Source organism: Motilimonas sp. E26 (assembly GCF_021278025.1).
Taxonomy (GTDB): Bacteria; Pseudomonadota; Gammaproteobacteria; order Enterobacterales; family CBDFNC01; genus Motilimonas.
Map to the genome: position 1 here is coordinate 106780 of NZ_JAIBHJ010000008.1, position 13748 is coordinate 120527.

Genomic DNA, 13748 nt, shown 5'->3' on the forward strand with positions numbered 1-13748 from the left:
TAATCTTAATAGGGTAAAGCATTATATTCCTTATTGAGGGAGCAGGACGCTCCCTATTTTTTTGTTCTTTATTTAAGTAACCTGAAGCAAATTACGGTGCTATTCGTTTCGCTCTTGCTACTATGTTAGCGGGCATTTTCTGACTCAACTGCTTGAGAATTTTAGCTGCCTGCTGGTAGGTTTTCTTATCACCAATAATTGCATGATGTAGTAAACGATAAGCCTCTTCATAATCTTTCGGGCTACCATTACCTTTTACTAATAAATCAGCCCATTGCAGCTGCGCCGGCAAAAAACCTAAACCAGCAGACTCTCGTAACAATGGCATCGCCTTAGCAATATCGCGCTGCACTAATGTGCCTTTGACATAATATCGACCAAGCTGCTCTAGTGCCGCAGGTAAACCTTGATTGGCCGCTTGCCACATAAAATAAACGCCAAGCTCTGGATCTTTGTCGACACACACGCCCCACGCCAGCATATCGCCCCAAAGAAATTGATAACTAGGCTCTTGCACCTTAGTCGCATGAGCTTCAATATCTTGCACCAATTGGCACTCATCTTTCTTTACCCGAGCTAAATGCTGATTTTTATTAATCAACACTACCAACTCATCTTGGGTGTACAATTGCACTACTTCATAATCTTGCGCGGCTTGCAGGGTAAAAATACTACAGCAAAACAACCCTAATAAATACTTATACATAAATTAATCCTTACGTCCTCAGTCAAGTATATCGGCACCGCCTTGGTAATCTTAACCTTAAAACGGCAATAGCATGCGTTCAGTAGAGCTGACTGCAAACACATCACAAGTAACTAATGCAAGTAACTAATGCAAGTAATAAGCCAACAAAAACTTATTGATAATAGATATCATTTGCATTATTGTTACAATATAACATCACAACACAAGTAAGAGACGATGCAAGCAAATATCCACCCCGACTACGACTATGTTATCTTTCACGATACTTCCGCAAATCACTCATTTTTGATCCGCTCAACTTACAAAAGCGATCAAACCATGCAGTGGCACGATGGCAAGCACTATCCAGTTTGTTACCTAGATACTTCCAGTGAATCTCATCCTTTCTACACAGGCAAGCAAAGCTTAGTTAAGTCTGAAGGGCGTATTGCCAAATTCAACCATCGTTTTGGTTTTACAAAATCAACAGGTAAGGAAAAATAATGCAGGTACTTAGCTCATTAAAATCAGCCAAACAACGCCACCGAGACTGTCAGATAGTCAAACGACGCGGACGTTTGTATGTCATTTGTAAGAGTAACCCAAGATTTAAAGCAGTGCAGGGCGGCACCAAAAAACGTAAAGGTTAATATAATCAATAGGTTTACCGCATCACGAAGCGGTAAACCAAGCGTTAACTGAAGAAATCAAGCGCGGCTGCTGAACTTACGCTCTTCAACGTTAATCTTAATTTTGTCGCCTTGCGCAATGTGTTCAGGCACTTGCACCACTAAGCCAGTTGTTAACGTGGCAGGCTTAGTACGAGCGGTTGCAGAGCCACCTTTTAATGAAGGCTCTGTTTCAGCAATCACTAACTCAACGCTACTTGGCAAATCAATCGCAACTGGCGCGTCGTTCACTATGATGGCTTGCAACCCTTTCGTTTCTTCATCAATGAACAACAGTTCATCTTCAATGTTTTCTTTATTGAAGCTGTAAGATGAGTAATCTTCGTTATCCATAAATACATACTCGTTACCATCAGCATAAGAAAACATCACCGGACGGCGTGTTAAATCGGCTAACGTCAACATTTCTGAATCTTTAAACGACTGATCAAGCTTATGGTTAGTCCCCACGCTGTACATACGCATACGATAAATACTACCGCCGGCGCGCCCTTGAGGCACAGAGCGCTCGATATCACGCACAATATAAGCATCGCCATTAAACTCAATGGCCATATTTTTTTTGATTTCACTCGCTTTAGGCATTTTACCCAACTCCTAGGATTGTAATTTGGCGGATATATTAATCAGGATTTTGCTTTGTGGGTATAAATTTGTGCAAGCTTTATGGTGATTTTTCATCGTTAGATGACAAAACACATCATTTACTCGCGCTAAAACTCTATTAGCCGGTGTGACGGTAGAAATAGTCAACCGCCTACTAACAGCATTCGACACTGAATATTCCGCGCTGTAAGCAGTTTAGCGCTGACGCTGTGAAGTACTCGACTAATCAACACAGTACAAGGGATCGTCAGAAAAATAACCTTAGTCGATATAAGCCAACTCGACATCATTATTGGTCAAGCTCTCAATTCTTATGCTCTAGCTATCTTAACTAACCCATAAAAGTCACTTTAATGTATTCTTAGCCACTCATTATTGGCAATGAGAGAAAGCAATGGATCCTCAAACACTGGATAGCTTAGCTGCAGCTTATACTGCAGCCCCCTCTTCTGAATTAGCTAACATTTTAGTTAAAAGCTACATCGAAAGCGCTCAGCTAGAGCAAGCAAAACTCTACCTTGGAGATATTGATACAAATTTAGCTGAAACAACGTTAATTTCACTGTGCACAGCATTCGCGCAAGATAAAGATATTGAGCACCTTAGCAAGGTAGCGGCCAAGCTCGACAATCATCGCTTTCAAGTTTATTTAGATACCCTTGAGCAATCCGAACACGGTTATTTAGCAAAAAACATCTACCAATCTCTGCGATTATCACACCCTGAGTTGAAAACAGCAGCGCGTGATCAGCATTTCCAATTGGTCGATGAAAAAATTAAACTCAGAGTGATCGATACACCCAATACGGCCGAGGTGCTATCGCTAACACACCATCGTCAACCAACAACCAATTTTAGTGATGTTGTTGGCCTTGAAGCGATTAAAAAACAAATTAACAAGAGAATCATTTTACCTTTTCAAAAGCCCTCCATCTTCCAGCGTTTTAAGAAAAAAGTAGGTGGCGGTGTATTATTGTACGGACCTCCTGGCTGCGGTAAAACATTACTCGCTAGAGCAACAGCCGGTGAATGTAATGCCTCATTTTTTAATGTTGAAGTAGCAGACATTCTAGATATGTATATTGGCGAGTCAGAGCAAAAGCTTAAAGCGACTTTTGATAAAGCCCGCCAAGAAAAGCCCGCCGTCATCTTTTTTGACGAACTAGAAGCACTGGCCGGAAAGCGAGAGCATGCACGTAACAACGCCACCAGCAACACCATCAGCCAATTTCTAACCGAACTCGACGGCTTTTCACAACAAAATGACGGCATACTGGTGTTGGCGTCAACGAATGTTCCTTGGGCGATCGATTCGGCTTTTCTCAGACCGGGACGCTTTGATCGGATGTTTTTCATTCCTCCTCCTGACGCTGTCGCCCGAGAAGCCATTCTCAAACATCATATGACAGATCGTCCTATGACAGCGGATATTGCGTTTAATGCAATCGCGCAGAAAACATCGGGCTACTCGGGGGCTGATCTCGCCAATTTGATTGAGATGGCTGCAGACGAAGCGATTGACGAAACCATCGAGACTGGCGAAGAAACTGAAATAACAATGAAACATTTTACTCAATCACTCGGACAAAGCCGTGCGACGACCACTGAATGGCTAACCACAGCAAGAAACTATGCTCGCTATGCCAATGATGGAGGCCGCTATAATGATGTCCTAGATTTTATTAAAAAGCATGGAAAATAGAACAGATTATGGAAAGCTATAACATTGTTGATGAACCTAAACCTAGTTGGGGTTCAACCTTTGTACTTGACCCCATCGCAATCCTTTTCCTATGCATTTTTATTCCCGTACTTTGGTCACCACCTTTAGCTGCAACGTATTGGTTCCCCTTGGTTTGGATGGTTGCAAATGGAATTTTCATGGGCAGCCCAACCATTAAAAAGGAGCTGCTGATCGCCGTACTAGGAGGGTTAACCCTATTAGGGCTACTCATTGGTTTTGGAGCCATCGCGAAACAAGATGGAATGGGCGTAATGGTATTTCCATATTTTAGGATCTTGCTCAAAGCGGCATTATTTTTATGCTTATATTACATCGCATTCATCCAATCTGGTCCTTACGCTCTCCATCAATACATCTACACACAGGGGCAGTCAAATGAATGATTACTACTTTGACACCGCGCTTCAAAGCTACAACCAAGGGAGACACGCCCACTCGGTAACGCTTTTAAAACAACTTCTTGGCGAGTCACCTGAGAAAGCTGTTTACCATGGATTATTGGCGGCTAACTTGTTAGCGATGGGCCGTATTCATGCTGCTGACTATGAGTTAAAACTCGCTCTCAACCTTGATCCTACTAATGCATTTTTCCACCTAGTCGCCGCGCGGGTATTCCTGTTTAAAGGGAAAATAACCGCCGCCCTTGAAAGTTGCGATCACTCATTGCAACTTGAACCCAATGACCATAATGCCTTACTGCTTAAAGGGGAGCTTTATGGTCGACTAGAAAAGCGCCGCTTGCAATTATCGGCACTGCAAGCTGCTGCTAACATAGCGCCTGATTCAATCAGCATCATGATTGCTTTTGGGGAATATTTTCTAGACACAGGTGATTATAGATCGGCCAAGGAATACGCAGAAGAAGCCCTTAACAGAGATGCTCAAGACCAAGATGCTAACCTACTAATGGGTGAAATAGCACTCGCATCAGATAATATTGAAGATGCTGACTATCATGCTAAATTTGCCATTATGCAAAACCCAGAAAACCGCCAAGCACTTAATTTGTTTGCGCAAATTAAAATGCGAAAAAGTGCTGTTTTTGGCTTATGGTGGAAACTAAATAATTACTTGAGCAATATGTCTAACCTGTCCTCCGGGCTAATATTGATAATTGGTTTTTTAAGCTTTAATTTACTCTCACAGATCGCGCTAGATTTAGGCTATTCGACCGTCAGTTTTTTACTTTCCTTAACGTGGCTTGGGCTGGTGGTTTATTCATGGGTGGCGATCCCCTACTACCATAAGATGCTGAGAAGAGAACTTGAAAAGTTTCAGTTCAATCCTGATTACTAAACCAGGATAAGCCCAAGGGAGTAGAGAGGATATCCTCTCTACTCCCTTGGGCGCTAACTGCTGTTTAACCAGAAACTAGAGCACGGTTGTCTAAAAATTACTTACTTCCAATGGTCCAGTAGTCGTAATAAAGCTCGTTTTCATCAGCGATTTGCTTAAATGAGTGGCTTAACTCAAATAAAGACTGCAATGCTGTAATATCTATCTGTTTCGACAGGCTTGTCATAAAATAAGTACTGCCATTTTCACTTTTTTCTTGGCTAATTGCTGTCACCAACATGCCTTGCGCCTTGGCTTGTGCCACAACAGCAACCAAAGAGTCTTTATTACGCGCATAAAAATAAGAACGCACTTGCTGCTTACCCTCAAGCTTCAGCCCTTGCGAACGCAGATTGGCAAGAATACGCAGATCGGTAGTTTGCTGAACTTGTTGGGCAAAAGACAGATAAGCGGGCTCAAGCTCATTTTTCTCATCAATCGACAACACGTTTAGCTCTCCCCCGGCAATCGCTTGGGCAAAAATACTATTCACCGGATGGATCACCGAGAAATGATTGGCGCCCTTCACTAAAGCGGTTTTAACTTTATTGTTCGGCTTCCCTTGTAGTCGCTGTTGAAAGTCCTCAATGCTTCCAGCATTACCGAATTCACCTTCAATGATATAAGTAGGTTTAGTGATATAAGACAGGAAGTTATTTGGGCTTCTTAAGTAAATTTCTTTATCGTTCCAAACAAAATTGGCACGCTTTTTACCATAATGATTAGCCGTTGGCCCAAGTGAAATAACGCCAGCGAATATATCCGTCGCTTCAGCCACCAACAATGCCAATGTCCCGCCGGTACTGTGCCCACCAAGGTAAACCCGCTCAGGATCAATATAATCTAAACTTCTAAGATACTTACCTGCACTAATTACATCGTTGACTTCACCATAAAACTGCTCGACCACACCAGGATTTCCTTTAACACCACCTCGCAGTGTTGGAAACATCATGACAATGCCATAATCTCGATAAACTCTGGCAGACTGTTCATTGTCCACATCGATCTCGGTCCACAGATAATCACCCGGCGAACTGGTCGGGAAACCGCCTGTTAGCCATATAATCGCCGGCCGCTTTTCATTTGTGGCCAATTTCGGTTGGCTCAAATAAGCAGACATCTCGCCCAGCTCGGTTGGATACTTAATGATGTTAAAAATATCAGCAGGTGGCTGAGTCATTTCCTCTGTGATCTTTTCTTGCTTGTTCAACACAGTGACATGTCCAGCGCGCGCTGAAAGCAAGTTTTCAGCCCAAGCTGAGTAGGTAAAAAACACCAACGCCATGGCTATAAATGAGTATCGTATTTTACTCTGCATTTTCTAATTCCTTTGCCTTAATAGACTGGCTAACTCAATCTTTATTGGGATATATTAATCAAATAATTGAGAAGCAATAGTAAAATTAAGGTATAAGAACACACTAAGCGCGAACTAGCCATATACCACTATTAAACTAACTTGGGTGAAATAAATTAGAACTAAGGGACGTAAGCCTTGCTCAAAATATTGATAGCTCTGTTTTGTTTACCAGAGCATTCTTCAGCATAAATATATAAAGCGAATCTATAACAAAGCATTTTTGCAAGGAATTCAGTTTGAGAAAACACGTTTTAAACCTGCTATGCTGTTTTCTTGGATTAGCGATCCAAGCAACAGCAACAGCAAATAACAATTCATTTATCGAGGCAATCACCCTCGATAAGCGAAAAGAGATCAAGATCGAAACGCACGGGGAAGTTATCACCTACGATACAGCTTTTGATGTGCCAGTGACGCTTGATGCAGTTGATAGCTATGCACAAAAACACCAACTAAGCATTTCGCTAAAAACATACAAAAGGCAAGGTGGCGGCTCCGGCTGCGGTCACTCTCCCGCCTGTGTCATTCTTTTACCTTTCGCAATAGTAGATTTATATTCAAGTGAAACTGTCAGTGTAGTCACCTTCTCGGATAAACAAAGCCAACTTTTCCATGCTAAATATGAACCTCCTCTGAATCTATTAAGCAAACTTGAAACAGAGCCTGTATTCACCCCTGACTTCACAATAGAGACAAGTAAGGCTTTAAATCGCATATATATCAGTCATTTTGATGAAACTGAACGGACACGAGTTATTAATCAGCTTTACCAAGCGCTACCCAAATTTAACGACATGAATCGCCTATCAGCCTTTAAATCGGACGTACTTAACATCGCTTGGCATGATAATAATAACTGGGGTACCAGTGCCTTCCTAGGGGCTAAGCGTGAACTTGAAAAAACGACGATTTACAACGCCAAACAAAAAACCGCAATCGCGACTCTAGCTTGTGACATTGCGAAAAAATATGAACTATACGAGAGTCAGCCATCCGCTAACTGGTTGAGTACAGGTGGGAAAAAATCGCTTTTATCAAGTAGTACAGACATAAAATCATTAAGCGCAAGTCAGGCAATTTTAGAATGCATTGCAAACGAAAAAAATTTTTCAGCCGCACAGTTAAAGCAAATAGAAAACTTACTTAAAGTGCAAATTCAGAGCTTTTGTGATGATTCTGCTATATCTGACTATGGTTGGCATCGTCACATAGATGATTTTTACTCGGAATATTTACCATTAGCGCCGCTGTCTTCATTTGAGTGTGACTCTCGATTATTTCAGGTATACCAGCGTTGGTACCAAGAACAATCAATTACACAATCTGACTACGAATTCTTAGCCAAAGTACATAACATAAAAAGTGCAGATGTAAGAGAGAAAATGGCAATATCAGACCCAAGCGTACTAGCCGCAAGATTAGTTCTTTCTACGGATAAAACATACGATGCACTCAGGGTGTTAAAAGAAATTAAAAAGCTCAGGCCAACACTTGATCAGCATATATCCCAGCTGCTAGCGCATCTTTATGGCATAAATCTATACAAGGTAGATTCGATGGCTCTATTGCCAGCTTCAGATGACGATATAGATAAACAAGCGGAGATCTTGAGCTTATTAGCCAGTCTTCCAGACACCACGAAAAAACAGATTAAAACAGTAGCTCTAAGTGAGCCTTATTCTCAAGCGGCTTGGGATATCGTTATTAACAATAAAACACCAGCAGATGTCATTCCACTTTTACTGAAAAAAGAAGCAAGTAAGACAAAAATAAATACTGCATTTCGGGTTTCAGATCAGGTTAATGAACAAGGTAAGCCTAGATATGCTGATTTGGTATGGCTTGCTCTAAACCTTAACCCAACGCTTGGTGAGCAAATTATTGAGCAATACAAAATTGCGCTGGAGCAGAAAAAAGCCAATGAACCAAGCTGGCTAGAAAAAAGTAAAAGTCTGCTTAGTACTGTCGAGCAAAAAATCAGCACAGAGTTATAAATAGCGGTTTAACATGGCCCAACTAAATATGAATGGTTAATTGCCCTTTGATTCATTGCACGTACAAAACAACTGAGTATCACAACACTCGCCCTTGGCCGCTATCTATATTCGTTTCTAGCTTAGCGGCTAGCTTCGTTTCTAACATCGCCACCCAGCTGGCGCCTTGTTTGGCGGTGGCTTGTTGTTGCTGGGCTTTTTGCGCAAATTGCAGCGCTTTTTGATACTGGTTTAAATCATACCAAGCTTGAGTTTTCGCTAGCGCTACCTTACCGGCCACACCGTTGGTTGGCATGGTTTCAAGCACACTAAGCGCCTGCTTAGGCTGCTGTAACAAACTGTATAACGCCACCTGTTGTAAATAATGTTCAGGCGAGCCCGTCAGCTTAGCAACTTGTCCCCATACTGTAGCAGCACGTTGATATTCACGTGCTAGTTGCCAATAACCAGCCAACTCTTTGAGGGTACTGGTGTTATAGGGCAAAGTTTGGTTTTTTAATTGGCTGGCAAATAAATCAGCGGCTTGATAGGGTAAACCGGCATTGGCGCGCAAGCGAGCCAAGTTTTTTAACTCTGCCGCTGAGCTCAACATGCCCGCTTGATAGGCTATTTCTAAGGTGCTTAAAGCGCGTTTTTTATCATTCATTTGCAAATAAACCGAAGACAGCTGCAGCCACCATTGTTTATTGCTGGGTTCATGCTGGCTTAACTGAGTCAGTATTGTTGCCGCTTTGGCATAATTTTTTTGTTGGTAGTAACCCGTGAGCAATAAGGTGGTGGCAGATTTATTAAACCCTTTGCTGAGTTTAATGCCCCGCTCTGCAGCCTTGACCACACCTTGCCATTGCTCAAGTTGATAGTGAGCCTGTGCCATATTGAGATACAGCGCCGCATCGCGCTGCGAACCGGTCACTTGCTGATAATGTTTAAGAGCCGATTTAGCCTTAGCTTGTGATAAATATAAATCACCCAACATGCGCTGGGTTTGTGATTGCTGATCTTTCGGCAAGGCATTTTCTGCCACCGCTTGTGACAAGCTGGTTATCGCTGCCGCTGGCTGATTGAGCAGCCAATGAAGATTGCCTTGAAAACGTTTAATATAAGCCAGCTCAAAACCCGCCTTGGGCTGAACGGCTTTGATCACCCTTAGCGCTTCACCGTATTGCTCTTGCTGGTAAAATTGATAAGCCGGTTTAACCTGTTTTGCCAGCGCCGCGCTTAAACTTGGCTCACTCGCCAACACGGGAAAGCAAAACAAACCAAGCACTATCATTAGCCATTTCATCATTTAACCCCAGTTGTTGTTATGCCGGTATAAACCAGGTTGAGAATGCCTTTACGGCAAAAAATGCAAAACGTATAGGGACATATTCACAGCGTTTTTGTGGTGACAACATACTCGTTCACTTATCCAGAATTCGCGTTGCTTAAGACTCTAACTTAAATTCAAAACGCTGCTGTTGCTGCGTTTGTATTTGCGCTTTACCGTCAACCATTAGCGGTTTAAACCTCCAACGTCGCATTACTTTTTTCACCGCTTTTTCAAAAGTTCGCTTCGGCACGGCTTCAATAATACGCACGTTAATCGCTTTGCCTTCTGCACTAATATCGTAAGCCACCACGACATAACCTTCCTTACCACGACGCTTTGCCTTAGCAGGATACATGGGCTCAACTCGGTGTAAAGGCACAGCCATGGCATCGCCATTACTTGCAACGGCTGGAGCCGCAACAGGCGCGCTGACCGATTCTGCCATTACACTCGGCATATTAATTGCCATCGCACTCACGCTGCTGGATAAGCTTAATGCAGGGGCGGTTAACTTAGCCACTACTGGATTAGGGGTGGCGGGCTTAAGCTGCTGCACGGGCACTTGCGGCGCTAATGGTTTCACCTCAGGGGGCGTTGGTTTTTGCCGTGTCTTGCGCTCGCTTTGCTCCTCGGTATCAGTCATCACCAAATCGAGATAAGGCGTGTCTTGCGACTTTGGCAAGCTACCAAGGTCTTTGTGGATCAACCCCGCCATAAATACAAACAAGGCAAAAGCCATGATAGGCGCGCCAATCAGCGCTAACACAAAACGCATTTAAGGCTGCTCCGCCGCAACGGAAATCTGTTTGATCCCTGCCGATTTTGCTGCATCCATTACCTTCACCACCACGCCGTGGCGAGCGAGCTCATCTGCTTGGATCACCAGCCCTACTTCACCGCGCTCGGCAATGATCCGCTCCAGCACTGAATGTACTTTTTGCACATCCAACTGTTTTCTATCTAAATAAATCTCACCATTTTCCTTCACCGCAATAAACACACCGGCATTTTTTTGCTCGCTGGCCGAAGCCGCTTTCGGGCGATTCACTTCCACGCCCGACTCGCGCACAAAAGAGGTGGTAACAATAAAGAAGATCAGCATGATAAACACCACATCTAACATCGGCGTCATGTCTATTTGCGCATCTTCTTCCGGTCTAATTCGTCTTCTTCTCATAACCTACTCGTTCACCGTGGCCAGCTGCTGTGAAAACTGACTTAATAACACTTTTGTACGCCGCTCTAGGCGTGAGTACACCAACAGTCCTGATAACGCGCATACCAAGCCGGCTAAAGTCGGAATCGTTGCCATTGAAATTCCCGATGCTAATAGCTTGGGATTACCGGTGCCATGTACCGCCACCACATCAAATACCTGGATCATACCGGATACAGTTCCTAGTAATCCTAACAACGGACAGACTTTGATTAATGCTGATAACAGCGGTAAATGACGCGTCAGTGCCAACTCAGCCTGCCCTAGTAACGACTGGCGAATATGCACCGCCTGCCAAGACTGCCACTCGTTGCGTTGTTGCCAGCGTGCAAATAAGCCTTGCTGCTCTATTTTAAAACTCAGCCATAAATAATAAGTCCGCTCGAGCATCAAGCCCCAAAGCAACACCAACACGCCAGCAATGGCATACATCACCACACCACCAGCACGCATTAATGCGGCAACAAGGTCGATGGAATTTACAACCTCATTCACCTTAGCTAGCCTGTAATTGCGGCGCTTTCGCCATGGTTTTAGCTGCGGGGCTGACATCCGCCACTTGCGCTTGTAACTCGGCCTGCTCAGCGATCAAACCGATACTTTGCTGCTCTAACAAGATAATCAAACGGTTAGCACGGCCATGTAACACACTATGGATAAGTAATAACGGCAAGGCTGCCACTAAGCCCATCACTGTGGTGATCAGCGCCATCGAAATACCGCCTGCCATCAACTTAGGGTCGCTGGTGCCAAACACGGTAATCGACTGGAAAGTACCTATCATCCCCGTTACCGTGCCCAGTAGTCCCATCATTGGCGCCATCGCGGCAAGGATTTTTAAAATGCTGTTGCCGCGCTCTAGCGCGGGCACTTCACGCAAGACCGCTTCATCAAGCTTCAGCTCAAGTACTTCGGTTGAGCGATGTTGGTAGGCTTGATAAACCGCCATAATACGGCCTAATGGATTATTACTATTAGCGTTAGCGGTTTTCATTTGGCGATGAATTTGCAGCGACACGCGACTTAATCGTACCAGTCGTACCAGCGCTATCATTAAACCCAGCACTAACACCGCCAAAATGCAGTAACCAATCACCCCACCTTGAGTAATGCGCTCTGAGATAGTGGGCGTTCGCGCTAACATGGTCAACAAATCGCCTTTTGCCGGATCGAAATAGAAGCCTTGCACCGATGGGGAATTAACTTGCCAATCTGCCAAGGTATTCGCCACGTCACCGCCAACGGGTTTGGTTAAATGCTGCAACACGCCTGTTTGCTCATCACGAACTAAATAGGCGCCCTGACTCACCAAGTTAAAACTGCCTAAACGCACCACCGTTTGCTGTTGCGTGATGCCGGATGGGTCAGCCACCGCTGCTTCGAATTCCACCACCTTGGCAGACTCGGTCATGTCTTGTTGCAACACAAACCAAAGCTGCTCTAGCTCCGTGAGAGAAGGCAGTGCTTTACGTTGTGATAACTCCGCCACAAAAGTTTGCCTCTCAGGAAACTGAGTAGAAATAATGGAGCGAGAAAAATCGCTAGCAAATTCACCGGTCATCTGGCGCACCACACCAAACACTTCACCGAGATTGTCCGTTGCCAAACTTAAGTCTTGCTCTAATTGCGCGAGTTGCAGCTCTTGTTGATCAAACTGCGCGTTAAGTAGGTCCGCCTTGCCTTTAACTTGATCAAACCTTGCTTGCGCTTGAGCTAACTCGTTGCGCCAATGAGCTAAATCACCTTTAAAATCGGACTCGCGCTGGCTGTTAGTTTGCTGGTTTTTCGCTTGTTGCTGTTTAACTTGCTGTAATAAATCATCAAGTTGATTAGCACTAGCCAGCGAACTCAGCAGTAGTGAAAAGGTTAAGAAGATATATTTCATTGTGATACCTCCGCGATCAACGGCAGTTTAATCAAGTTAGGTATCTCGGTTTTTTTGGCGATGGCGATGGCTTGTTTGACATCTTGGGCGTAGGCGTTATCAACACTTAGCCATTGTTGCTGATTTCGATCCCAGGACCACACGGCTTTGCCATCAAGGGATAAGGCAACAAACGCGACACGGCCGAGGTAAAAATACTGCACAGTACGGGTGGTGCCATCTAAGGCTAACTCGCCTTGGTATTCGCCCATTTTACTGCCATATTCCGCTTCAATTTGGTAGGCCGTTAAAATGCGACGGTATTTTTCTGCTTCAGAAATGTCAGCCTTGTTCATCATTTGTTGCAGCTGACTGATGCGCTGCTGGCGCTCATCCAGCAAAAACGGGGCATCCAACGCCACAAACTGTGCAAGGTTATCCAGCATTTTTACCATTAACGGCACTAACCCTTGGCGCGTTTCTTTAACATCAATAATTTGCTGCTGGTATGAAGCCACTTCGCTGGCTTGATCTTGCACCAACTCAGTCAAGTAAACATTGTATTGCTCAAGTTGTTCGGCCTCGGCTTGCAGCTGCTTTACCTTTTGAATAATCGCAAGTTTATTATCATCAAGCTGATCGATAGTGTGCTGAGATTGACGAGCTTGCTGCTGGTCGTTGAGGGCTTGTTGTTGAACTTGAGTCACACTTGCGGCCAGTGCAGCTGTCGAAAACAAGCTAGCACTACTGACCACCAGCAACGCAGAAAGAAAACGATTGGGGAACAAAACAACCTCTACCAGCAAAATGGATGATAACAATTCGCGTATGATAATTAATATCATTTAATTATTCAATGACAATTTGCCGCAGCTGATTCTAGCAAAAATATGGCTAAAAAATAAACAAAAAAGCCGCAGCAGCGGCTTCTCTGAAC

At 44.0% G+C, this 13748-nt stretch carries 15 protein-coding genes; 6 read left to right on the top strand and 9 right to left on the bottom strand.

The window, feature by feature from the left end; genetic code table 11:
- Window positions 1-91 precede the first annotated feature (91 nt).
- The gene (locus tag K1M91_RS09305; RefSeq protein ID WP_232801474.1) at window positions 92-706 is read right to left on the bottom strand and encodes a flagellar protein MotX; all 615 of its coding nucleotides are present in this window, start codon (window positions 704-706) and stop codon (window positions 92-94) included.
- A 219-nt stretch (window positions 707-925) separates the two neighbouring features.
- Between K1M91_RS09305 and K1M91_RS09310 the strand changes: the two genes are divergently transcribed.
- Both K1M91_RS09310 and ykgO read left to right on the top strand, forming a co-directional pair.
- Entirely contained in the window at window positions 926-1192 is a 267-nt protein-coding gene (locus K1M91_RS09310; RefSeq protein WP_232801475.1) for a type B 50S ribosomal protein L31, read from the top strand.
- Window positions 1192-1338, top strand: coding sequence for a type B 50S ribosomal protein L36 (gene ykgO, locus K1M91_RS09315; RefSeq protein WP_232801476.1), 147 nt, complete (start codon window positions 1192-1194; stop codon window positions 1336-1338). Before K1M91_RS09310 ends, ykgO begins: the two co-directional genes overlap by 1 nt.
- A 57-nt stretch (window positions 1339-1395) precedes the next feature.
- On the opposite strand, the gene yeiP is transcribed toward ykgO, so the two are convergent.
- Window positions 1396-1962, bottom strand: coding sequence for an elongation factor P-like protein YeiP (gene yeiP / locus K1M91_RS09320; protein ID WP_232801477.1), 567 nt, complete (start codon window positions 1960-1962; stop codon window positions 1396-1398).
- Between the two features lie 415 nt (window positions 1963-2377).
- Between yeiP and K1M91_RS09325 the strand changes: the two genes are divergently transcribed.
- From K1M91_RS09325 to K1M91_RS09335, 3 genes are read left to right on the top strand one after another with little or no spacing between them, the layout of a single operon-like run.
- Window positions 2378-3685, top strand: a complete 1308-nt coding sequence (locus K1M91_RS09325) for an ATP-binding protein (protein WP_232801478.1) — start codon at window positions 2378-2380, stop codon at window positions 3683-3685.
- 8 nt (window positions 3686-3693) lie between these two features.
- Window positions 3694-4110, top strand: a complete 417-nt coding sequence (locus K1M91_RS09330) for a hypothetical protein (RefSeq protein ID WP_232801479.1) — start codon at window positions 3694-3696, stop codon at window positions 4108-4110.
- Window positions 4103-5023 (top strand): hypothetical protein, encoded by a 921-nt coding sequence (locus K1M91_RS09335; protein WP_232801480.1) that lies wholly within the window; start codon window positions 4103-4105, stop codon window positions 5021-5023. The genes K1M91_RS09330 and K1M91_RS09335 overlap by 8 nt, the downstream gene beginning before the upstream one ends.
- Window positions 5024-5120: 97 nt before the next feature.
- On the opposite strand, the gene K1M91_RS09340 is transcribed toward K1M91_RS09335, so the two are convergent.
- Window positions 5121-6383, bottom strand: coding sequence for a prolyl oligopeptidase family serine peptidase (locus K1M91_RS09340; RefSeq protein ID WP_232801481.1), 1263 nt, complete (start codon window positions 6381-6383; stop codon window positions 5121-5123).
- Between the two features lie 278 nt (window positions 6384-6661).
- On the opposite strand from K1M91_RS09340, the gene K1M91_RS09345 reads away from it, so the two are divergent.
- Window positions 6662-8419, top strand: a complete 1758-nt coding sequence (locus K1M91_RS09345) for a hypothetical protein (RefSeq protein WP_232801482.1) — start codon at window positions 6662-6664, stop codon at window positions 8417-8419.
- 79 nt (window positions 8420-8498) lie between these two features.
- Here K1M91_RS09345 and K1M91_RS09350 read toward each other — a convergent pair whose 3' ends face one another.
- The 6 genes from K1M91_RS09350 to K1M91_RS09375 form a co-directional block, all read right to left on the bottom strand.
- On the bottom strand, window positions 8499-9707 hold the full coding sequence (locus tag K1M91_RS09350; RefSeq protein ID WP_232801483.1) for a tetratricopeptide repeat protein: 1209 nt from the start codon (window positions 9705-9707) through the stop codon (window positions 8499-8501).
- A gap of 139 nt (window positions 9708-9846) precedes the next feature.
- The gene (locus tag K1M91_RS09355; RefSeq protein ID WP_232801484.1) at window positions 9847-10506 is read right to left on the bottom strand and encodes an energy transducer TonB; all 660 of its coding nucleotides are present in this window, start codon (window positions 10504-10506) and stop codon (window positions 9847-9849) included.
- Window positions 10507-10908: a biopolymer transporter ExbD gene (locus tag K1M91_RS09360; RefSeq protein WP_232801485.1), complete on the bottom strand. Its 402-nt coding sequence runs from the start codon at window positions 10906-10908 to the stop codon at window positions 10507-10509.
- Window positions 10909-10911: 3 nt separating this feature from the next.
- On the bottom strand, window positions 10912-11442 hold the full coding sequence (locus K1M91_RS09365; protein ID WP_232801486.1) for a MotA/TolQ/ExbB proton channel family protein: 531 nt from the start codon (window positions 11440-11442) through the stop codon (window positions 10912-10914).
- Window position 11443: 1 nt separating this feature from the next.
- Window positions 11444-12832, bottom strand: a complete 1389-nt coding sequence (locus tag K1M91_RS09370; RefSeq protein ID WP_232801487.1) for a MotA/TolQ/ExbB proton channel family protein — start codon at window positions 12830-12832, stop codon at window positions 11444-11446.
- Window positions 12829-13656, bottom strand: a complete 828-nt coding sequence (locus tag K1M91_RS09375; RefSeq protein ID WP_232801488.1) for a DUF3450 domain-containing protein — start codon at window positions 13654-13656, stop codon at window positions 12829-12831. The genes K1M91_RS09370 and K1M91_RS09375 overlap by 4 nt, the downstream gene beginning before the upstream one ends.
- Between the last annotated feature and the right edge of the window lie 92 nt (window positions 13657-13748).

Excerpts from the sequence above, each read along its gene's own strand:
- K1M91_RS09305 (WP_232801474.1), bottom strand. The coding sequence starts at position 706 with ATGTATAAGTATTTATTAGGGTTGTTTTGCTGTAGTATTTTTACCCTG.
- K1M91_RS09310 (WP_232801475.1), top strand. The coding sequence starts at position 926 with ATGCAAGCAAATATCCACCCCGACTACGACTATGTTATCTTTCACGAT.
- ykgO (WP_232801476.1), top strand. The coding sequence starts at position 1,192 with ATGCAGGTACTTAGCTCATTAAAATCAGCCAAACAACGCCACCGAGAC.
- yeiP (WP_232801477.1), bottom strand. The coding sequence starts at position 1,962 with ATGCCTAAAGCGAGTGAAATCAAAAAAAATATGGCCATTGAGTTTAAT.
- K1M91_RS09325 (WP_232801478.1), top strand. The coding sequence starts at position 2,378 with ATGGATCCTCAAACACTGGATAGCTTAGCTGCAGCTTATACTGCAGCC.
- K1M91_RS09330 (WP_232801479.1), top strand. The coding sequence starts at position 3,694 with ATGGAAAGCTATAACATTGTTGATGAACCTAAACCTAGTTGGGGTTCA.
- K1M91_RS09335 (WP_232801480.1), top strand. The coding sequence starts at position 4,103 with ATGAATGATTACTACTTTGACACCGCGCTTCAAAGCTACAACCAAGGG.
- K1M91_RS09340 (WP_232801481.1), bottom strand. The coding sequence starts at position 6,383 with ATGCAGAGTAAAATACGATACTCATTTATAGCCATGGCGTTGGTGTTT.
- K1M91_RS09350 (WP_232801483.1), bottom strand. The coding sequence starts at position 9,707 with ATGATGAAATGGCTAATGATAGTGCTTGGTTTGTTTTGCTTTCCCGTG.
- K1M91_RS09355 (WP_232801484.1), bottom strand. The coding sequence starts at position 10,506 with ATGCGTTTTGTGTTAGCGCTGATTGGCGCGCCTATCATGGCTTTTGCC.
- K1M91_RS09360 (WP_232801485.1), bottom strand. The coding sequence starts at position 10,908 with ATGAGAAGAAGACGAATTAGACCGGAAGAAGATGCGCAAATAGACATG.
- K1M91_RS09370 (WP_232801487.1), bottom strand. The coding sequence starts at position 12,832 with ATGAAATATATCTTCTTAACCTTTTCACTACTGCTGAGTTCGCTGGCT.
- K1M91_RS09375 (WP_232801488.1), bottom strand. The coding sequence starts at position 13,656 with ATGATATTAATTATCATACGCGAATTGTTATCATCCATTTTGCTGGTA.